Annotated in this window: 19 protein-coding genes and 1 pseudogene; 10 read left to right on the forward strand and 10 right to left on the reverse strand. The window is 70.8% G+C overall.

What is annotated here, in order from left to right:
* Window positions 1–180: 180 nt before the first annotated feature.
* The 3 genes and pseudogenes from ACF08M_RS30450 to ACF08M_RS30460 all read right to left on the reverse strand — a co-directional run.
* Window positions 181–606: pseudogene (locus ACF08M_RS30450) on the reverse strand (ABC transporter permease); the annotation flags it as partial.
* Window positions 607–729: 123 nt separating this feature from the next.
* Window positions 730–2013, reverse strand: a complete 1284-nt coding sequence (locus ACF08M_RS30455; RefSeq protein WP_392188481.1) for a DUF3152 domain-containing protein — start codon at window positions 2011–2013, stop codon at window positions 730–732.
* 8 nt (window positions 2014–2021) lie between these two features.
* Window positions 2022–2981, reverse strand: coding sequence for an alpha/beta fold hydrolase (locus ACF08M_RS30460; RefSeq protein ID WP_392188482.1), 960 nt, complete (start codon window positions 2979–2981; stop codon window positions 2022–2024).
* 109 nt (window positions 2982–3090) lie between these two features.
* Between ACF08M_RS30460 and ACF08M_RS30465 the strand changes: the two genes are divergently transcribed.
* The 4 genes from ACF08M_RS30465 (at window position 3091) to ACF08M_RS30480 (ending at window position 5062) form a co-directional block, all read left to right on the forward strand.
* The gene (locus ACF08M_RS30465) at window positions 3091–3306 is read left to right on the forward strand and encodes a hypothetical protein (RefSeq protein ID WP_392188483.1); all 216 of its coding nucleotides are present in this window, start codon (window positions 3091–3093) and stop codon (window positions 3304–3306) included.
* 168 nt (window positions 3307–3474) lie between these two features.
* Window positions 3475–4116: a TetR/AcrR family transcriptional regulator gene (locus tag ACF08M_RS30470; RefSeq protein WP_392188484.1), complete on the forward strand. Its 642-nt coding sequence runs from the start codon at window positions 3475–3477 to the stop codon at window positions 4114–4116.
* 141 nt (window positions 4117–4257) lie between these two features.
* A complete protein-coding gene (locus ACF08M_RS30475; protein ID WP_189273568.1) occupies window positions 4258–4485 on the forward strand; it encodes a DUF3107 domain-containing protein in 228 nt (75 codons plus the stop codon).
* 307 nt (window positions 4486–4792) lie between these two features.
* Window positions 4793–5062 carry a hypothetical protein gene (locus tag ACF08M_RS30480; protein WP_392188485.1) on the forward strand — a complete coding sequence of 90 codons (270 nt, stop codon included), beginning with the start codon at window positions 4793–4795 and terminating at the stop codon, window positions 5060–5062.
* A 75-nt stretch (window positions 5063–5137) separates the two neighbouring features.
* Here ACF08M_RS30480 and ACF08M_RS30485 read toward each other — a convergent pair whose 3' ends face one another.
* The gene (locus ACF08M_RS30485; RefSeq protein WP_392188486.1) at window positions 5138–5872 is read right to left on the reverse strand and encodes a ferritin-like fold-containing protein; all 735 of its coding nucleotides are present in this window, start codon (window positions 5870–5872) and stop codon (window positions 5138–5140) included.
* A gap of 486 nt (window positions 5873–6358) precedes the next feature.
* Between ACF08M_RS30485 and ACF08M_RS30490 the strand changes: the two genes are divergently transcribed.
* Both ACF08M_RS30490 and ACF08M_RS30495 read left to right on the forward strand, forming a co-directional pair.
* Window positions 6359–8227: a DEAD/DEAH box helicase gene (locus tag ACF08M_RS30490; protein ID WP_392188487.1), complete on the forward strand. Its 1869-nt coding sequence runs from the start codon at window positions 6359–6361 to the stop codon at window positions 8225–8227.
* A 337-nt stretch (window positions 8228–8564) separates the two neighbouring features.
* Window positions 8565–9413, forward strand: coding sequence for an alpha/beta fold hydrolase (locus ACF08M_RS30495; protein WP_392188488.1), 849 nt, complete (start codon window positions 8565–8567; stop codon window positions 9411–9413).
* Window positions 9414–9432: 19 nt separating this feature from the next.
* Here the strand turns inward: ACF08M_RS30495 and ACF08M_RS30500 are convergent, their stop codons facing one another.
* A complete protein-coding gene (locus tag ACF08M_RS30500) occupies window positions 9433–10320 on the reverse strand; it encodes an NYN domain-containing protein (protein WP_392188489.1) in 888 nt (295 codons plus the stop codon).
* A 229-nt stretch (window positions 10321–10549) separates the two neighbouring features.
* Here ACF08M_RS30500 and ACF08M_RS30505 point away from each other — a divergent pair, with 229 nt between their 5' ends.
* A complete protein-coding gene (locus ACF08M_RS30505; protein ID WP_093549992.1) occupies window positions 10550–10702 on the forward strand; it encodes a hypothetical protein in 153 nt (50 codons plus the stop codon).
* 77 nt (window positions 10703–10779) lie between these two features.
* On the opposite strand, the gene ACF08M_RS30510 is transcribed toward ACF08M_RS30505, so the two are convergent.
* The 3 genes from ACF08M_RS30510 to ACF08M_RS30520 form a co-directional block, all read right to left on the reverse strand.
* The gene (locus tag ACF08M_RS30510) at window positions 10780–11385 is read right to left on the reverse strand and encodes a MarC family protein (protein ID WP_392188490.1); all 606 of its coding nucleotides are present in this window, start codon (window positions 11383–11385) and stop codon (window positions 10780–10782) included.
* Window positions 11386–11582: 197 nt separating this feature from the next.
* Window positions 11583–12449, reverse strand: coding sequence for a PHP domain-containing protein (locus ACF08M_RS30515; RefSeq protein WP_392188491.1), 867 nt, complete (start codon window positions 12447–12449; stop codon window positions 11583–11585).
* Between the two features lie 173 nt (window positions 12450–12622).
* On the reverse strand, window positions 12623–13261 hold the full coding sequence (locus ACF08M_RS30520; RefSeq protein WP_392188536.1) for a DUF6758 family protein: 639 nt from the start codon (window positions 13259–13261) through the stop codon (window positions 12623–12625).
* Window positions 13262–13418: 157 nt separating this feature from the next.
* On the opposite strand from ACF08M_RS30520, the gene ACF08M_RS30525 reads away from it, so the two are divergent.
* The gene (locus ACF08M_RS30525; RefSeq protein ID WP_392188492.1) at window positions 13419–14651 is read left to right on the forward strand and encodes an MFS transporter; all 1233 of its coding nucleotides are present in this window, start codon (window positions 13419–13421) and stop codon (window positions 14649–14651) included.
* A gap of 135 nt (window positions 14652–14786) precedes the next feature.
* Here the strand turns inward: ACF08M_RS30525 and ACF08M_RS30530 are convergent, their stop codons facing one another.
* On the reverse strand, window positions 14787–15371 hold the full coding sequence (locus ACF08M_RS30530; protein ID WP_392188493.1) for a suppressor of fused domain protein: 585 nt from the start codon (window positions 15369–15371) through the stop codon (window positions 14787–14789).
* 426 nt (window positions 15372–15797) lie between these two features.
* Between ACF08M_RS30530 and ACF08M_RS30535 the strand changes: the two genes are divergently transcribed.
* Together ACF08M_RS30535 and ACF08M_RS30540 are read left to right on the forward strand one after the other, a co-directional pair.
* Window positions 15798–16913, forward strand: coding sequence for a magnesium and cobalt transport protein CorA (locus ACF08M_RS30535; protein ID WP_392188494.1), 1116 nt, complete (start codon window positions 15798–15800; stop codon window positions 16911–16913).
* A gap of 12 nt (window positions 16914–16925) precedes the next feature.
* Window positions 16926–17447 carry a hypothetical protein gene (locus tag ACF08M_RS30540; RefSeq protein WP_392188495.1) on the forward strand — a complete coding sequence of 174 codons (522 nt, stop codon included), beginning with the start codon at window positions 16926–16928 and terminating at the stop codon, window positions 17445–17447.
* 109 nt (window positions 17448–17556) lie between these two features.
* Here the strand turns inward: ACF08M_RS30540 and ACF08M_RS30545 are convergent, their stop codons facing one another.
* Window positions 17557–18324 (reverse strand): hypothetical protein, encoded by a 768-nt coding sequence (locus ACF08M_RS30545; protein WP_392188496.1) that lies wholly within the window; start codon window positions 18322–18324, stop codon window positions 17557–17559.
* Between the last annotated feature and the right edge of the window lie 163 nt (window positions 18325–18487).

The following is an 18487-nucleotide window of genomic DNA, read 5'->3' on the forward strand; positions in this document are numbered from 1 at the left end:
CGGGACGACCGTAAGGGGATACGCCGGTGGCGCGACGGACGGTTGTCCGTCGCACCACCGAAAGGGGTGAACCGTCGTAACTTTCCCACCCCAAAGACGTTCTGTCGCGCTATGGGAGCGATCGGTCACGCAGAGTCAGGCTGCGGCCAGCTCCCTGCGGGCTGCGCGGCGTACCGCCGCGAGCGCCGGATCGAGCGCGGGGACGGCCGCCAGGAGCTGGTCGACGAAGCGGTTGCCGAGCCCTGCCGCGAGGCCGATGCCGACCCCGATGATCACCTGGAGCAGGGTGGCGGCGAGCGCTACGCCGAGCGAGACCCGTGCCCCGTGGATGACGCGGGCGAACAGGTCGCGTCCGGTGAGCGGTTCGACGCCGAGCCAGTGATCGGCACTGATCCCGCCGAAGAAGCCGAGCGGCACCCCGCCGGTGGCGGAGTCGACGAGATCCGGGTGGTACGTGGTGGGGCCCTGGCCCTCGATGCCCGCCAGCAGCGGTGCGGCAAGCGCGATCAGGACCAGCAGGGCGACGACGCCGGCCGCCACGAGGGCCGCGCGCCGGGCGCGCAGCCGCTGCCAGAACGGATGGGCCCCGGGGGGCGGGGGCAGAATGAGACGGCAATCTCACCATGCGGACCGCCCGCACGTATGACCGTCCGGTCCGGCAGACGGCAGCGCAGGACGGGCCGATCGGGGAGGCGGTCCGACACACCCCGGGCGCCCCCCATTTCTCTTTCAACTTCCCGGGTGCGCCCAGGCGTTGGGCCGGCACTTGATCCCGTCGATGTTCAGGGACTTGGTCTGCTGCTGCATCACGGGAGCGAGCGCTCCCGCCGTGTCACAGCTCACATGGTCGTGGCCCAGCCGGTGACCGACCTCATGGTTGATCAGCATCTGGCGGTAGACGAAGAGTTCGTCCGGGCCGAATGTCGACGACCCCTGCGCCCAGCGGTAGGCGTTGATCATCACGCGCTCGGTCGCCGCGGAGTCGCACGAGACGTTGTCCTCGGTCGTGTCCAGACCCGACTTCCGGCACCATTCCCCGGTGGTCCCGGGACTGGCCAGGGTGATCACGAAATCGGGGTCGCCGGAGGAGATCCGCTCGAACGTCATGGCGCCGTCATGCGCCCAGCTTCGGTCGTCGTTGAGCGTTTCCTGGACGGCGCGGGCGAACAGCGCGGCATCGAGGCCGAGGCCCTTCTCGACATCGATCCGGTAGCGGTACTTGTGCCCCCTGCCCGGGGCCTTCGCCGACCCCGGAACCGCCTCGAACTCTCCGGACCCGTGGAGCTTCGGGGCGAGCGGATAGGCCTTGGCCATCTTCTCCGCGTACGAAAGGGGCTTGACCGGCGCCGCCTTCGGGGTCGCCCGGTCGTCCGAGCGGGAGGCGTCGTCGACGCCGTCCCGGTCGACGCCCGTGGGCTGCGCGGCGCTGGTGTTGCCGCCGTCATGGGCGACCTGCCCGGCCACGATCACCGCGAGCACAGTGGTCACCGCGGCGGCCGCGATACCCGTGAAGGTACGGCCTCGGGCACCCCTGCCCTCCCGGCCGGTCCTGGCGCCCGTGCCGACTGCGGCGGCCGCCGACGCGTCGCCGTCACCGCGCGGCGGCCGCTCGTCCCGCCCGTCGGCCGGGACGTCCGGGCCGGCCGGCCGGGGCGGCGGGACGGAGGGCCCTTGGGGTACGGGCGGCGTGTCGAACGCCTCGACGAACTCACGCCGCGGCCCGGGTATCAACGGCCGGGCACCGACCGGCTGCTGACGCCGGTCCACCGTCCGCTGCGGCCCGGTTCCCCAGCCACCGCCGGGCTCATGCTGCTCGGGGTGGCCGCCTCGGACGTGGCCGGTCTCCCGGAGCGGGGTGTGCCCGTCCGCGCCGGTCGCCGCGTCGGCCACCTTCCGGCGGCGCCCGTTGCCGGGCTTCTGATGGACGCCCTCGCGGTCGCCGCCCTCGTTCGCGAGGGCAACCTCGCTCTCGGGGCCGGCGGGCCCGGGGCCTTTTCGACTATGTCGTCCCACGCCCCGGATCAGCTCCCGCCGCATTCGTCGAGCAATTCCCGGAACGCCTGGGCGACCGTCTCCGGGTACTCCATCATCGCCACGTGCCCCGCGTCGGGCAGCGTCAGCAGCCGCGAGTCGCGGAACGCCGCGGACGCCCTGCGTGCCATCCGGTAGGAGACCAGTTGATCCCGTCCGCCGTACACGAGCTGGGTCGGTGCGAGCACCCGCTCGGCCTGGCGCCACAGTCCGTGCTGCCCGCCGAGCGTGTACGCGTCGACGATGCCACGTGCCGAGCGGGCCATCGCGTCCCAGAAGTACGGCAGTTCCAGTCGGCGCTCCATTTCGGCCACCGCCTCGCGGAAGCCGGATTCGGAGACGCGCGCCGGATCGCCGTAACAGAGTGCCATGACGCCGCGGGTGCGCTCCTCCGCGGTCCAGTCCCTGGTCATCCGGGCGAACAGCGTCGCAACACCCGGGACGGCGAGCAGTCCGGTCGGCGCGGCCGACCGCTGCACCCGGATCTCGGGAAGCGCCGGCGAGACCAGGGTGAGGGTGCGCACCAGGTCGGGGCGGACCGCGGCGACCCGGGTGGCCACCGCACCACCGAGCGAATTGCCGAACAGATGGACGGGCCCGCGCTCCGCCGCGTCGAGGAAGCGGATCACGGCGCGAGCGTGCCCGGTCACCGAGTAGTTGCCGTCGTCAGGCGGCGGCGAGTCACCGAAACCGGGCAGGTCGACCGCCTCGCCGTCCACCACGTCCTGGAGCAGCGGCATCAGCGCCGACCAGTTCTGCGAAGAGCCGCCGAGCCCGTGTACGTAGAGCGCGGGCGGCAGCCCGGTGCGCTCCGGCGGCCGGGATCGGACGGTCAGCGTCAGACCGGGCAGCGTGACGGAGCGCAGCTCCTCCCCCTCCGCGACCCTGACGGTGCTCACCGCGTGGGCCACTGCGGTGGCATGGACTCCCGGCAGCTCGGTCGAAGACATGCGGCAATGTTACGAGACGATCACACCGCGATTCATGTGTTCGCGGTCACAGACCGCATGGCGGCCCGGAGGGCTTGCTCCTAGGCTCGGAGCAAGGAAGGGAGTGGCCATGTCGGTCGACCCCAGTGACCCTGAGACCTTCGAGGACATCCAGCCGGACGAACCGGACGAGGAGACGCCCCGGGCGGACGCCGCCGAGCAGCGGACCGATCTCCTCCAGCGGCGCGACGAACCGCTCACGGACTTCGACGACGGCCGCGCCAATGTGGCGGATGCGGCGGAACAGGCTCGCGTTGTCGCGCAGGATGAGGACGATTACCGCTAATACGTCCGGCTTTGCCCCGTCGGCCGACGAATCTGCGGCTACCGCAGCCGTCCGGTCCGTGAAATTCTGCGTCCGCGCCGCGCGTACGCCGGTTACCCAAAAGTACGATGGCGGTACGGCGCAGCGTGCACGGAAAGGCTGTGTCCGATCACAAATTTGGGAGGCGGCGTGACAGCCATCGAGCAGACCGAGGCGGCGCGCCCGCGAGGCACTCGACTGCCTCGCCGCGCCCGACGCAACCAGCTGCTGGGCGCCGCGCAGGAAGTATTCGTGGCGCAGGGGTACCACTCCGCCGCGATGGACGACATCGCGGAACGGGCCGGAGTCAGCAAGCCGGTGCTCTACCAGCACTTCCCGGGCAAGCTGGAGCTCTATCTGGCCCTGCTCGACCAGCACTGCGAGGCGCTGCTCCAGGCGGTCCGTACGGCACTGGCGTCGACGACCGACAACAAGCTGCGCGTCGCCGCGACGATGGACGCGTACTTCGCGTACGTCGAGGACGAGGGCGGGGCCTTCCGGCTGGTCTTCGAGTCGGACCTGACCAACGAACCCGCGGTGCGCGAGCGTGTCGACCGGGTCTCGTTGCAGTGCGCGGAGGCGATCTCCGACGTCATCGCCGGTGACACGGGGCTGTCCAAGGACGAGTCCATGCTGCTCGCGGTCGGTCTCGGCGGTGTCTCCCAGGTCGTCGCCCGCTACTGGCTCTCCAGCCGGTCCGCCATCCCGCGCGACACTGCGGTGCAGCTGCTCACCTCACTGGCCTGGCGGGGCATCGCGGGCTTCCCGCTGCACGGCGTCGATCAGCACTGACGGCGGTGGCCGGGCGCGACCGGCGCCGTGTTCGCTGCGGGCGTTGCCCACCGGCCGCTGACGGCTCCCCTCAGCGGGCTAATGTGTGCTGCGTACGGCGCGGCTCACCGCGCAGGGACTGACCGTCGGAGGGACATAGCCGTGGAGGTCAAGATCGGGGTGCAGCACACGCCCCGGGAGATCGTTCTGGAGAGCGGGCTTTCCGCCGAAGAGGTCGAGAGCACGGTCGCCGAGGCTCTCACCGGTAAGGCGCAGCTGCTCAGCCTCACGGACGAGAAGGGCCGCAAGGTCCTGGTGCCGGCCGACCGGATCGCATACGTGGAGATCGGCGAGCCCAGCACGCGGCGCGTGGGCTTCGGCACGCTGTAGGCGGCGCGCTCGACGCAGCGGAACGGAAAGCGGCCCGGTGGGATCCCACCGGGCCGCTTTCCGTTCCGCCGGGCGACCGGCGGGCGCACCGGGCTGTTTCCGGCCGCTGTTCTCATCGGCCACTCGCGTCGGCCGTTTCCGTCGGCCGTTTCGCCGGGCGCTCCCGTCGGTCGTTTCGCCGGGCCCGTCTGCTTCGGCCAGGCGATTCCTATGCGAACCCTGTCCGAGGAGGGTTGCGTTCCACACCCCTCGGGTAGTACCGCTAACGACCGATTTACCCGCCCCGCAACCCGCGAGGTGATCATCTGTGATCTTGGAACCTCTTGGCTCCGTCGTGCTCGGACTCGCCCTCGCCTGGGTGGCGCTCCACTCGCTGTCGCACCGGCTCCCGTCCCGCCGTGCCGTCTTGACCACCGGCGCTCTGGGAGCCCTGTTCGGCGCGTTTCTCATGCACTCGGTGCTGGGCCCTGGCCACGTCGTGGCCACGCTGATCGGCGCGGCACTGATCGGAGCCGTGACGCTCTCGCTGCTGATCCGCCCCGCCAGCCGGCCCCTGAGCCGATCAGCGGCGGTCTGAGGGCGTCCGGGGCCCGCCCGTGAGGGGCGGACGCCCCGGCGACCCGGTGATCCGGCGTGATCCGAACCAGAGGTGTCAGGCCGCCAGCCCCAGCGCGGCCATCCGCTTGGTGTGCGCCTCGGTGATCCGCGAGAACATCCGCCCGACCTCCGCCAGGTCGAACCCGTCCGCCACCCCGCCGACGAGCATCGTCGACAGCGCGTCGCGGTCCGCCACTACCCGCTGCGCCTGTGAGAGCGCCTCACCCATCAGCCGCCGCGCCCACAGTGCGAGCCGGCCGCCGACCCGCGGGTCGGCCTCGATCGCGGCGCGCACCTTCTCCACGGCGAAGTTGCCGTGCCCGGTGTCGTCGAGCACGGCGAGGACGAGGGAACGGGTGTCCGAGTCGAGCCGGGCGGCGACCTCGCGGTAGAAGTCACTGGCGATCGAATCGCCGACGTACGCCTTGACCAGGCCCTCCAGCCAGTCGGACGGCGCGGTCTGGCGGTGGAAGTCGTCGAGCGCCTTGGCGAACGGCTCCATCGCGCCCGTCGGCTCCACTTCGATCGCGGTCAGCCGCTCGGTCAGCCGCTCGAAGTGATGGAATTCGGCGGAGGCCATCTTTGCCAGCTCCGCCTTGTCGGCCAGCGTCGGCGCGAGTTTGGCGTCCTCGGCGAGCCGCTCGAAGGCCGCCAGCTCCCCGTACGCGAGTGCTCCCAGCAGGTCCACGACCGCTGCCCGGTACTGCGGCTCCACGGACGCGGTCGCCCAGTCCTGGGCGGCGATTCCGGTGAGCGCGGGGGCTTCATTGGCGTTGTCAGGCGTCTCCATGGAGCGCAGAATAGCCCGCCCGGCGGGGTACGGAAGGTCCTGGTCAGCCAGTGACATCACACCGTTCCGATGAATTCGCCCAACACACATGCGCGAATCCGGGGTACAGTGGTATTGCGCTTAGTGAGTATTTTGGACGTTCTTGCGGCGTGAACATTGGTGAAAAACGAATGAGGATGCCCGGTCGGTGGCCCGATCGGCTCCGACCCGACAGCCCTCCACGCGGGGTGTACGACACGTACGACCGCAGATGAGGGGCCCCCTCAGCGGCACGAGCGCTCGAGCGACGGCAGTGGTCCCGCGCCACCCGGCCCATCCACGGCCGGATGACCAACCCCGGCACGGTACGACCCCCAGCGTTCGCCTCGGACCGCGTCTCACAGAAGAGGCAGCACCCTGACTACGTTCCGAGAACTCGGGATTCTTCCCGAGACGGCCGAGGCCCTTGAGGCCGTCGGCATTGTGTCCCCGTTCCCCATCCAGGAGATGACGCTCCCCGTCGCGCTCTCCGGTTCCGACGTCATCGGCCAGGCCAAGACCGGCACCGGCAAGACCCTGGGTTTCGGCCTGCCGCTGCTGGAGCGCGTCACCGTCCCCGCGGACGTCGAGGCGGGCCGGGCCGCGCCCGAACAGCTGACCGAGGCGCCGCAGGCGCTGGTCGTCGTCCCCACCCGCGAGCTCTGCCAGCAGGTCACCAACGACCTGCTGACCGCCGGCAAGGTGCGCAACGTCCGCGTTCTCGCGATCTACGGCGGCCGTGCGTACGAGCCGCAGGTCGAGGCCCTGAAGAAGGGCGTCGATGTGATCGTCGGCACCCCGGGCCGTCTGCTCGACCTGGCCGGACAGCGCAAGCTCGACCTCTCGCACGTGCGCGCGCTCGTGCTCGACGAGGCCGACGAGATGCTCGACCTGGGCTTTCTGCCCGATGTCGAGAAGATCATCACCATGCTTCCGGCGAAGCGCCAGACCATGCTGTTCTCGGCGACCATGCCGGGCGCCGTCATCGGCCTCGCGCGACGCTACATGTCGCAGCCGACGCACATCCGCGCCACCTCGCCCGACGGTGAGGGCGCGACCGTCGCGAACATCTCGCAGCACGTCTACCGGGCCCACTCGATGGACAAGCCCGAGATGGTCTCCCGCATCCTGCAGGCCAACGGCCGCGGACTCGCGATGATCTTCTGCCGTACGAAGCGCACGGCCGCCGACATCGCCGAGCAGTTGGAGAAGCGCGGTTTCGCGTCCGGTGCCGTCCACGGCGACCTCGGCCAGGGCGCGCGTGAGCAGGCGCTGCGCGCCTTCCGCAACGGCAAGGTGGACGTACTCGTCTGCACCGATGTCGCGGCCCGCGGTATCGATGTCGAGGGCGTGACCCACGTCATCAACTATCAGTCGCCGGAGGACGAGAAAACCTACCTCCACCGCATCGGCCGGACCGGCCGTGCCGGCGCCAAGGGCATCGCGATCACGCTGGTCGACTGGGACGACATCCCGCGCTGGCAGCTGATCAACAAGGCGCTCGACCTGAAGTTCAACGACCCGGTCGAGACGTACTCCACCTCCCCGCACCTCTTCGAGGAGCTCGGTATCCCGGCCGGCACCAAGGGTGTTCTGCCGCGTGCCGAGCGGACCCGTGCGGGTCTGCGCGCCGAGGAGATCGAGGACCTCGGCGAGACGGGCGGCCGCGGCCGCAAGTCCGCCGCCGGGGCTTCGGCGCCCGCCGTCCGCGAGGAGCGTGCGCCGCGAACGCCGCGCCAGCGCCGTCGTACGCGGGGCGGGGCCGCCGTCTCCGCCGTCGAGGAGACCGCCGCGACGGTGCCCGCGCTGTCCACCGAGGTGGCCGACGCCCCATCGGAGCCGCGCACGCCGCGCCGCCGTCGCCGTACCCGCGCCGGCGCCCCGGATGTCGCGGCCGAGGCCGGGGTGAGCGCGGTGGGGGCTCCGGCCGCTGCCGTGGCGACGAAGCCCGCAGCTGAGCCCGTGGCCGAGACCGCGGCCGAAGCCGAGCCCGTGGCCGAGGCCAAGCCGCGCCGCCGCCGCACCCGGACCGCGGTCGTGAAGCCGGTGGTGGAGGAGGTCGACTTCCAGATCGCCCCCGTCTCCGAGCCGGTCTCCGAGGCCAGGACGGTGACGAAGCCACGTCGCCGCGCCCGCGTCGTCAAGCCGGTCGAGGACGAGGTCGACTTCCAGATCGCGCCGATCTCCGAGCCCACCCCGGAGAAGCCGCGCCGCCGCACCCGTGCGGCCGCCAAGCCGAAGACGGAGGCCGCGGCCCAGGCCCCGGTCACCGAGGGCGAGGCGAAGCCGCGGAGGCGGCGCGCCCCCCGTGCGGCTGCCGCCAAGGCCGAGGGCTGAGCGGCCCCTGTTCGAACCCGGGGCTCCGGCCCCGGAAGGGCTTGAACGTGCCGGACGGGCTTGAGGGCAACCTCAGAGCCTGTCGGGTGACCTCTGATCGGGCGGCCACGCCCTGGCACGCACGCTTCCCGCGTTGCCGAAATGCCCAAGTAGCTCCGCTACAAGGACATCCCGGCGCCTTGGAATCTCACGCACCAGACCGCGTCCGCCACCCGATCGAAGGTCATCCGACAGGCTCTCAGGCCCGTCCGGCGTTCGAGGACATACCCCCGCGCCCGTCCGGCACTGCGCGGACACCCTTCTGCCCGTCCGGCGTGATGCGGCATAACCTCGTCCCATGAGTCGGCCGCACACCTTCACCCCGCCCCCCTGCGCCCACGCCCGCCAGCTCCGCACCGCACGCGGGGACTTCGCCGTACTGGACGCCGCGCCGGGCACCGAGCCGCGCGGCACCGCCCTCCTGCTGCCCGGGTACACGGGCAGCAAGGAGGACTTCATCGCGCTCCTCGAACCACTCTGCGCCGCCGGGTACCGGACCGTCGCCGTGGACGGTCGCGGGCAGTACGAGACCGAGGGAACGGATCGTCAGGAGACTTACGCACAGGCCGAATTGGCCCGTGACGTACTCGCGCAGGCCGCCGCCCTCGGCGCCCCCGGCGAGGGCGCCGTGCACCTGGTCGGGCACTCGCTCGGCGGGCAGATCGCCCGCGCCGCGGTACTGCTGGACGCCTCGCCGTTCCGCTCGCTGACCCTCATGTCGTCCGGGCCCGCGCAGGTCGCCAAGGCCCAGCAGCTCAAGGTGAAGATGCTCAGCGACGCGCTCACCACGCTGACCATGGCCGAGGTGTGGGAGGCGATGCGCGCCCTCGACCCGCCCGAGGACACCGCGACCGACGGCGAGCCGCTGCGCCGGCGCTGGCTGCGCCACCGGCCCGCCCAGCTGATCGCCACCGGCCGCCAGCTGGCGACCGAGCCGGACCGGGTGGCCGAACTCGCCGCCGCACCACTGCCCGTCCATGTGCTCTCCGGCGAGCGGGACGACACCTGGCCGGTGCCGCTGCTCGACGAGATGGCACAACGGCTGGGCGCGCGCCGCACCCGGATCGCGGGGGCCGAGCACTCCCCCAACACGGACCGCCCCGGGGAGACGGCGGCCGCGCTCGTGTCCTTCTGGGACAGCCTGTAGCCGACGGGCGCGAACGGGCTCAGCACTGCGACTGCACGTGCTGCCAGAAGCCGTCGCGCAGGGCCCGCCGCAGCTGCGCGTGGCCACGCAGCGAGTGCTGCAACAGCCGTTCGGCCTCGACCAGCAGGTCCTGGTCGACCGAGCCCGGCAGGTACGGATGTCCGGGCAGCAGGTCGGCGAGGGAGTCCCGGCCCCGGGCGGCCAGCCAGGCCGCGGCGATCTGCGCGCCGACGAAGCGGACGTCTTCGCGCGAGGGCACGGGGACGTCCTCCTCGTAGGTGGTGACGGGTCGTCTGGTGACGTACGGACGGCAGAAGTCCAGGTCGAAGGTGCGCTGGCTGTCGACCTCCCAGAGCAGCGGTTCGGCCTGGTTGCGCCCCTCCCCCGCCTCGATGCCCCACAGGTGCACCCGGGCCCCGTACCCCTGCGCCGCCTCGACCGCGGACACCAGGTCCTCGTCGCCGCCGACCAGGGCCGCGTCACTGATGGCGCGGTGCCGGGCAAGCGATTCGAGGTCGGTGCGGATGAGGGAGTCGACGCCCTTCTGCTGGTTGTTGGCGTTGAGGTTGCCGAGTCTGACCTTGACGTCGGGGAGTTCGGCGATGGACTGCTGCTCGACGGTGTGGATGCGTCGCCTGGCTCCGTCGTACCAGTACACGCGCAGCAGCCGGCTGTCCGCGAAGATCGAGCGGGCCTTGTCGATGAACGCCTCGATCAGCCCTTCCGCGTCGAGGTCGAAGGAACGGCGGTCCTCGGTGCCGGTGACAAGCAGTCCGGCCGCCGCGTACACATAGCCCGCGTCGACGAAGATCGCGTGGGTCGAGGGGGTCTTCGACACCTCGGCGAGCACGCGCTGGAGCAGTTCATTGGTGCGGTCCAGGCGCTCGCGGATCCCTGCCTCGTTCATTCGGGCCTCGTCGCGGACCTCGTCGCGGACCCCGCCGGCGCATGCTCGGTGAACCGCTGATACTTAGACATCCAAAAAATTTCCTTAGCGTAGGGAATGTTTGCCATGGGCAATCCGTTGTACCCCCTGTGGAGCGCGGGACAGCGGTGTCGAGCGCTCTCATCCTTGTGGACGGGTCACCGTCCTCCCAGTAGTTCTCCAGCAGGAGGATCAGACGAAGGGAAGCCTCATGCGCTTCGAGATCATGCGACTCGACGATGTCGACGGTACCGCCGTGGACAGCACCGTCGTGGACGCCGCCTCCGTCAACCGGATCGTGCAGCAGGCCGCAGCCATGGGCCAGCGCATCTATATCCGCCCGGCCGAGACCTCGGCTTCGTAACGCACGACGACGCACAAAGACGAAGCGCCCCCGTACGGAAGGTCCGTACGGGGGCGCCGTGGTGTGCACGGGTACCGTCAGGAGTTCTGGATGACCTGGGTGACCCCGTTGATGATCTGCTGTACGGCGATGGCGGAGAGCATCATTCCGGCGAGCCTGGTCACCAGCACCACCCCGCCGTCCTTGATGACCCGGATGATCAGCAGCGAGTAGCGCATGGTCAGCCAGAGCACGATGTGCATGGCGACGATGGCCGACCAGACCGAGATCTGGCTTCCCACGCTGTCGGCGTGCTGCACCGCCAGGATCACCGACACGATCGCACCGGGCCCGGCGAGGAGCGGCATGCCGAGCGGTACGAGCGCCACGTTGACGTCCTTCGTCTGCGTCGGCTCGTCGGTCTTGCCGGTGAGCAGATCGAGCGCGATCAGCAGCAGCAGGAGTCCGCCCGCGATCATCAGGGCGGGTACGGAGACGTGCAGATAGTCGAGGATCTGCTGGCCGAGCACGCCGAAGACGGCGATCACACCGAAGGCGACGGCCACGGCCTGCAGCGCCATCCTGCGCTGCATCCTGGCGGGACGGCCCGCGGTGAGGGCCAGGAAGATCGGGGTGATTCCGGGCGGATCCATAATCACAAAAAGCGTGAGAAAAAGGGATCCGAAGACAGCGACGTCGAACACAGTGAGCCTTGCGAGAAGAGAGAGGGGGATACGGCCTGAAGGAGCGCACCCCGAAGCCATGACGGCGGCCGGACGGCCGGGTGCGCGGAAGTGGAACGTGGAGGAGGGGCGCGTGGCGGTTCGCGGACGGCCGCCGGATCGCACAGGGCAGGACCTGACGCCCCGGTCGTGACGGGTGCGTCGTTGCGCGTGCGTCGTTACACGGGGCGGGGTCCCCCGGCGCCCGGCACCGGGAAGGCTCCCGTGGCGCGCCGGGTGATCTCGCCGTAGATCTCGGGGTCGGTGGTGTACGCGCCGAGCCCGACGGTCTTGTGGCTGCCGTGGTAGTCGCTGGACCCGGTCGTCAGCAGCCCCAGCTCCCGGGCGAGCCCGCGCAGCCTGGCCCTGGTCGGCTCGTCGTGGTCCATGTGATCGACCTCTATGCCGTCGAGGCCGGCGGCGGCGAGCCGTGCGATCGACGACTCGGGCACCACCTCGCCGCGCTTGACGGCGAGCGGGTGGGCGAAGACGGTGACGCCTCCGGCGGCCTTGACCAGCCGGATCGCGTCGAAGGGGTCGAGTTCGTGCTTCTCGGCGTACGCGCGTCCGCCGTTGGCGAGCCAGTCGGGAGTGAAGGCGTCGGAGACGGTTCCGACGACGCCGAGCTCGACCAGGGCGGTGGCGATGTGCGGCCGGCCGATCGAACCGTCCCCGGCGATCCTGGCGACCTGCTCCCACTCGATCGGGACACCGAGCGCCCGGAGCTTGCCCACCATCGTCCGGGCGCGCGGCACCCGGTCGTCCCGGACCAGCTCGCGCTCTCGGGCCAGCTCGGGCTCGTCGGGGTCGAAGAGGTACGCCAGCATGTGCAGGCTCACACCGTCGATCCGGCAGGAGAGCTCGGCGCCGGTGACGAGGGTGAGCCCGTCCGGAAGGGCGGCGATCGCCTCGGCGTGACCGCGCACGGTGTCGTGATCCGTGAGGGCGACGACGTCGAGGCCCGCGGCGGCCGCGTTGCGCACCAGCTCGGCGGGGGTGTCCGTGCCGTCCGACGCGGTGGAGTGGGTGTGCAGGTCGATGCGCACGACGCGTACTCCAGTGCTCGGGACGGGACAGGGTGACGTCCCAGGATAACCGGCATTCGGGTGATACCCGGCCGGGCCCGAAGGCGCCACCGCACACCCGGGACCCGTCCGGCCCCGCTCCGCCGGACAGTCCCGCGGTCAGGCGCTGGTCGGCCAGGCGCCCGGGCGGTCCCTCAGTTGATCAGGCGTGGGGTGAGCGCCCCGCACGGCACGAGGTCCATCTCTCCCCCGGCCTCGCGCAGATCGGCGAGCACCAGCTCGTCGTACATCAGGAGTCCGGACTGCTCGGGCCAGACGATCGCCCAGAGCCAGAGCCCGCGCGCCTCGCCCGCGAAGACCGCCCGGTCCTCGGGAGCGTCCTTGACGTGCCACAGCGGGGTGGGGCGCCCGGCGGCGAGCATCTTGACGTCCGGCGGACCGTCGACGTCCAGATGCGGGCCGGGGTCGGGGCCGTCGATGCCCGCGTAGCGTGCCCCGAGTCCGACCCCGAGCTCCTCGGTGACGAGCAGCAGCTCTCCGATGCCACCGACCGGACCGGGGCCGGAACAGGCGACGACGGTGGCGCGGCCGCCGCTGCGGTCGTCACCCGCGCTCGCCACTCCGGTGAACAGCCAGCCCACCGGCAGTGGCCAGGGCATCCACACGGGCACCTCGGCCCGGCGCACCACCGCGCTCAGCGCCTCGACGCTCGGCGGGATGGCCGACTGCAGCGGTTGCACGCTGCCGTGCACGGAGCACTGCCAGGTGTCGGCAAAGAGACCGGGCGCCCTGACCCGGCCTCCACACTTCGGGCAACTGGGTTCGCCCCTCATAGCGTCCAACGGTCCTCCTCGACCGTCGCCGCGTCAAGGAAGATCACCCGTCCGCAGTGTGGCCCCTCACCTGCAGATTTAGATGTAATTTGCACTCATTAGCTCCTCTAACTTATTCTGTGCATGACGCAACGATCTAGTGGAGAGCGAGAAGCCCATGCAAGGAGAGGATCCGTTCGATCAAGGAGCGGGCAGCATCCTGCGCCAGCCGAAGGCCGTCTGGGCCACGGCGGGCGCCTCTGTTGTCGCGTTCATGGGAATCGGCCTGGTGGACCCGATTCTGCCGTCCATCGCCAAGGGCCTGGCGGCGACGCCGAGCCAGGTGTCGCTGCTCTTCACCTCGTACTTCCTGATCACCGCCGTGGCGATGCTCGTCACCGGCTTCGTGTCCAGCCGGATCGGCGGGCGCAAGACGCTGCTGGCCGGCCTCGCGCTCGTGGTCGTCTTCGCCGCTCTCTCCGGCACCTCGTCTTCCGTCGCCGAACTCGTCGGCTTCCGGGCGGGCTGGGGCCTGGGCAACGCGCTCTTCGTATCGACCGCACTCGCCGTGATCGTCGGTGCGGCGGCCGGCGGCAGCGCCGCGGCGATCCTGCTGTACGAGTCGGCTCTCGGTCTCGGCATGGCCTGCGGACCGCTGCTGGGCGCCCTGCTCGGCGACGCCAGCTGGCGCTACCCCTTCTTCGGCACGGCCGCTCTGATGGCGATCGGCTTCATCTGCATCACGGCGTTCCTGAAGGAACAGCCGAAGCCGGCCAGGAAGACCTCGCTGCTCGACCCGGTGAAGGCACTCGGCCACGGCGGCCTGGCCTCCGTCGCCACCTCGGCGTTCTTCTACAACTACGCGTTCTTCACGATCCTGGCGTTCACGCCGTTCGTGCTGAACATGACGCCGTACAAGTCGGGCGCGGTCTTCTTCGCCTGGGGCCTGCTGCTGGCGGTCTTCTCGGTGCTCGTCGCCCCGCGGCTGCAGAAGCGCTTCGGGTCGCTGAAGGTGCTCGGCGCCTCGCTGGTGCTGCTCGCCGCCGACCTCGTGATCCTGGGATACGGCAACCACACCACCGCCATCGTCTGCACGATCGTCTCCGGCGCCTTCATCGGCATGAACAACACCGTCTACACGGAGCTGGCGCTCGGGGTGTCGGACGCGCCGCGGCCGGTGGCGAGCGCGGGCTACAACTTCGTCCGCTGGTTCGCCGCGGCCGCCGCCCCGTACCTCGCCCCGAAGATCGAGGAGTGGAGCAACATCCACATCCCGTTCGTGGTCGCCGCGCTCGCGGCCGTGGCCGGTGCGGCCGTCGTCTGGATCCGGCGTGCGGCACTGACCCACGAGGCGGAGGAGCTGGAGCCGAAGCACGCCACCGAGGACGGCGTCACCGTCTTCGCCAACTGACCACCGCGTCAACCCCGTTCCGCCCCGCCCGCGGCTCCCCCTCCTTGCCGCGCGGCGGGGCTTGCGGCCTCGCCCGCGCTGGTCAGCGGCGTCGCGGGCGAGGTCGTTTCCCGCATGCCCGGCATGACGTACCTCTCAGTCCAGGGGTACGGAGCCGCGCAGCGGATCGCGCAGGTCCGTCCCGTGCGACAGCCACCGCTCCTGGAGCTCCTGCGCGCCCCGGACCCGCTTCCACGCCGCCTCGTTGTGCGTCACCGGCAGCAGCGGCAGGAACCGCACCGGCTCCCTGGGCTCATCCAGCTCCAGGTCCTCCACCAGCCCGCCCGGCTCGGCGACCAGTACGGAGCCGAACGGCGCCCCGGGCCACAGCGGTTCACCCACGTCCAGCAAGGCGCCGGGAGCCACGACCACCCCCTCGACCTGCGGCGAGGCCGCCAGCACGGCCAGCGGGCGCAGCACCTTGTCGGTGTCGGCGAGGCCGGCGCGCACGGAGAGGATCAGCTCGGCGCGCGGGCCCTTCACCGGGTCCGCGAGAACCGCGGTCGGGTCGGCCATCGGCTGTGCGGACATACCGAGCGTGGCGTAGCGCACCACGTCGCCGTCGATGAAGCGGAGCACCTCGATGCGCTCCGTACCGAGGAACGTCACCGCCGCGCGCGCATCCGGTTCACCGAGGGCCGTAAGCAGCCGGGCCTCGACCAGAGCAAGAATTTCTCCCATCCCGCGAGCATAGGACGCGTATGGAACGGGCAAAGTAAAGGATTGGCCCTCAGTCGGCTGATAGTCTTGGCCGCTGGTCGGGGCAGCACGCAGAAGCGTCGCTCTCAGCCCCGACGACACGTCATCCCCCACGGGGGACCGGCCGGAGGAGGTGGGGCTGCCATGGATCGAAGTCGATCGTGCAGTACCAACCGCTCTTCCGCGTCTCACCGCTCTTCGGTGGTCTGAAGCCTTCTCGGTCAAGGCCCAAGGCATTGCGCACGACGGAGGAGCACCCCCTTTGCCTGTCTGTAGCAAATTTGCCTGTCTGTAGCGAACGCCGTCATCGCGCCGCCGCGGTGCCGCCCGCTTTGCGGACGTGAATGCACGTCCCCATTCCGGGCTGTTCCACGCGCCCGACGACGGCCCTCCGTGAAGGAGCCAGCCATGTCGATGATCCGTGACCTGCGCGCCGCCGTGCGCCCGTCCCTGCGCAAGAGCAACGCCCTGCACAACACCTACGACACCACGCGTGACCCGTCCGCCTCCAGCGCGGTCGTCGACTGCGCGGTCTACCGCGACGGACGGCGCGTGGAGAGCGGCACCTGCCGCACGCCGCACGAGGCCATGCTCCAGGTGCGGGAGGAGGGCGGCTTCGCCTGGATCGGCCTGCACGAGCCGACCGAGGAGGAATTCGCCGGTATCGCCCGGGAGTTCGGCCTCCACCCGCTCGCCGTCGAGGACGCCGTCCACGCCCACCAGCGGCCGAAGCTGGAGCGGTACGACGACACCCTGTTCACCGTCTTCAAGACCATCCACTACGTCGAGCACGCCGAACTCACCGCGACCAGCGAGGTCGTCGAGACCGGCGAGGTGATGTGCTTCACCGGCCGGGACTTCGTCATCACCGTGCGGCACGGCGGCCACGGCTCGCTGCGCGCGCTGCGGCACCGGCTGCAGGACGACCCCGAGCTGCTGGCCAAGGGGCCCTCCGCGGTCCTGCACTCCATCGCCGACCACGTGGTCGACGGCTACATCGCGGTGGCGGGCGCCGTCCAGGAAGACATCGACGAGGTGGAGATCGAGGTCTTCTCCACCCCCGCGAAGGGCAGCCCGCGCGGCTCGGACGCGGGCCGGATCTACCAGCTCAAGCGTGAGGTCCTGGAGTTCAAGCGGGCCGTTTCTCCGCTGCTGCGGCCGATGCAGCTGCTGAGCGAGCGGCCGATGCGGCTGATCGACCCCGACATCCAGAAGTACTTCCGTGACGTCGCCGACCACCTGGCGCGGGTGCACGAAGAGGTCATCGGCTTCGACGAACTGCTGAACTCGATCCTCCAGGCCAACCTGGCGCAGGCGACCGTCGCGCAGAACGAGGACATGCGCAAGATCACGTCCTGGGCGGCCATCGTCGCCGTACCGACGATGATCTGCGGCGTCTACGGCATGAACTTCGATCACATGCCCGAGCTGCGCTGGAAGTACGGCTACCCGGTGGTGCTGGGTGTCATCGGGATGGTCTGCTTCTCCATTCACCGCACACTCAAGCGCAACGGCTGGCTCTAATAGAGTTCGGGTATGACTGCTGCTGCCGCTGACGTGCCGCTTGGCCGGGCTCTCGTCGAGGAGGCCACCAAGAAGTCGGGCCTCATCTGGGTACGGGGCGCCGGGCCCGCGCGGGCGCTGTGGCACGTATGGCACGAGGGCGCGGCGCATCTGGTCGGCGACGGCCCGGGCGAGCAGCCGTTCCCGGCCGGTCTCGCCGACGGTTCCACCGCCGAGGTGACCGTGCGCAGCAAGGACAAGGGCGGCCGGCTGATCGCCTGGACGGCCGCCGTGTCGGAGCTCGCGCCGCACTCGCAGGAGTGGGAGGCCGCGGTCACCGAGCTCAAGGGCAAGCGGCTGAACGCGCCGGACGCCGAGCAGATGACGGAGCGGTGGGCGCGCGAGTGCCGGGTGCTTCGGCTGACCCCCGGCGAATTCCGTACGGAGCTGCCGGACGGCTCACTGGCGGCGGCGCCCCTGCCGACGTCCGCGACCACCCGTCGGCCGGTGCCCGCCGGGCTGCCGCGACTGCTGAAGCGGGGCCGCAAGGGCTGACGGAGGCCGGGCCCGTCGGCCCCGACCCGCCGGGCAGGACCGGGGCCGGTCCGCCGGGCAGCGCCTGGGCCGTGCCCGGTCTTCGGCCCGCGCGGGCCGCGGCCCGCTCTCAGGAGGACGTCTTGGGCAGCTGCTGTCCGTAGTCGACCGTGTCGCCCTCGGCCGGGGCCTCCAGCGGGAAGTCCTTGCCCCAGTCCGACAGCATCACGACCCCTCCGCCACCGCCTCGTGCGAAGCGCAGGGGATACGGCGTGCCCTCCAGCGAGACGTCGAGCGTGCCGCCCTCGCCCTTGCCGCCCGTGATCTGCACGGTCCGGGTCGCGCCGACCTCCTCCCGGTCGCCCTTGTTGAGGGTGCCGTGCAGGCTGAGCAAGCCGTCGAGCAGGGTCTTCTTGTCCGTGAAGCCGCGCAGCTGCTTGTACGTGGGGTCGTCCTCGGGCACCTTCACGTACTTGTCCTGGAGCTTGTCCGCGGCCGCCCCGCCCGCGTCGCTCTGAGCGCCGGGCTTCTCGTCGTGGCTCCAGAACCCGGAGTCCGCCTTCAGATAGAGCTCGTCACCGATCCGCAGCAGCTCGAAGGTGCTGTCCTTCGAGACGACGGATCCTGCGCCGCCCTTGTCCCTGAGCTGCATGTTGAGCTTGTAGGTGCCGCCCTTGCTGACCAGGGTCCCGGCGAGGCGCACCGCGTCGGCGGAGTCCGCGGCGGCCTGCGCCTTCTTCTCGATCTCCGCGGCGGCGAGCTTGCCGACACCGTTGGTCCCCTGGTCCGGATCCTCTCCCCCGCACGCCGTGAGGGCGGCGGTCAGCCCCGCACTGAGCACGACGGCGAGGACGGTCCGGCGGCGACGGATCCGGACGGGCGGGGCGGACAAGGTCACGGGCGCACTGCCTCTCATCTGCGGGGCGGGGGTGGCAGACGGCAGCGTACCCGTGCCGTGCATACCTTCCGGCAGGGAGCCGTACCGGACGGATCCACCGGGGCGGCCCGGAGCGGTACGGGCTAGCCTGATCCCGTCATAACGGTTAATTAACTGCCAAACG

It is taken from the genome of Streptomyces sp. NPDC015032 (genome assembly GCF_043080425.1).
GTDB lineage: Bacteria > Actinomycetota > Actinomycetes > Streptomycetales > Streptomycetaceae > Streptomyces.

Coding starts and splice junctions, on each gene's coding strand:
- ACF08M_RS30460 (WP_392188482.1), bottom strand. CDS start 2,981: ATGTCTTCGACCGAGCTGCCGGGAGTCCATGCCACCGCAGTGGCCCAC.
- ACF08M_RS30465 (WP_392188483.1), top strand. CDS start 3,091: ATGTCGGTCGACCCCAGTGACCCTGAGACCTTCGAGGACATCCAGCCG.
- ACF08M_RS30485 (WP_392188486.1), bottom strand. CDS start 5,872: ATGGAGACGCCTGACAACGCCAATGAAGCCCCCGCGCTCACCGGAATC.
- ACF08M_RS30490 (WP_392188487.1), top strand. CDS start 6,359: ATGACGCTCCCCGTCGCGCTCTCCGGTTCCGACGTCATCGGCCAGGCC.
- ACF08M_RS30495 (WP_392188488.1), top strand. CDS start 8,565: ATGAGTCGGCCGCACACCTTCACCCCGCCCCCCTGCGCCCACGCCCGC.
- ACF08M_RS30500 (WP_392188489.1), bottom strand. CDS start 10,320: ATGAACGAGGCAGGGATCCGCGAGCGCCTGGACCGCACCAATGAACTG.
- ACF08M_RS30505 (WP_093549992.1), top strand. CDS start 10,550: ATGCGCTTCGAGATCATGCGACTCGACGATGTCGACGGTACCGCCGTG.
- ACF08M_RS30520 (WP_392188536.1), bottom strand. CDS start 13,261: ATGAGGGGCGAACCCAGTTGCCCGAAGTGTGGAGGCCGGGTCAGGGCG.
- ACF08M_RS30525 (WP_392188492.1), top strand. CDS start 13,419: ATGCAAGGAGAGGATCCGTTCGATCAAGGAGCGGGCAGCATCCTGCGC.
- ACF08M_RS30530 (WP_392188493.1), bottom strand. CDS start 15,371: ATGGGAGAAATTCTTGCTCTGGTCGAGGCCCGGCTGCTTACGGCCCTC.
- ACF08M_RS30535 (WP_392188494.1), top strand. CDS start 15,798: ATGTCGATGATCCGTGACCTGCGCGCCGCCGTGCGCCCGTCCCTGCGC.
- ACF08M_RS30540 (WP_392188495.1), top strand. CDS start 16,926: ATGACTGCTGCTGCCGCTGACGTGCCGCTTGGCCGGGCTCTCGTCGAG.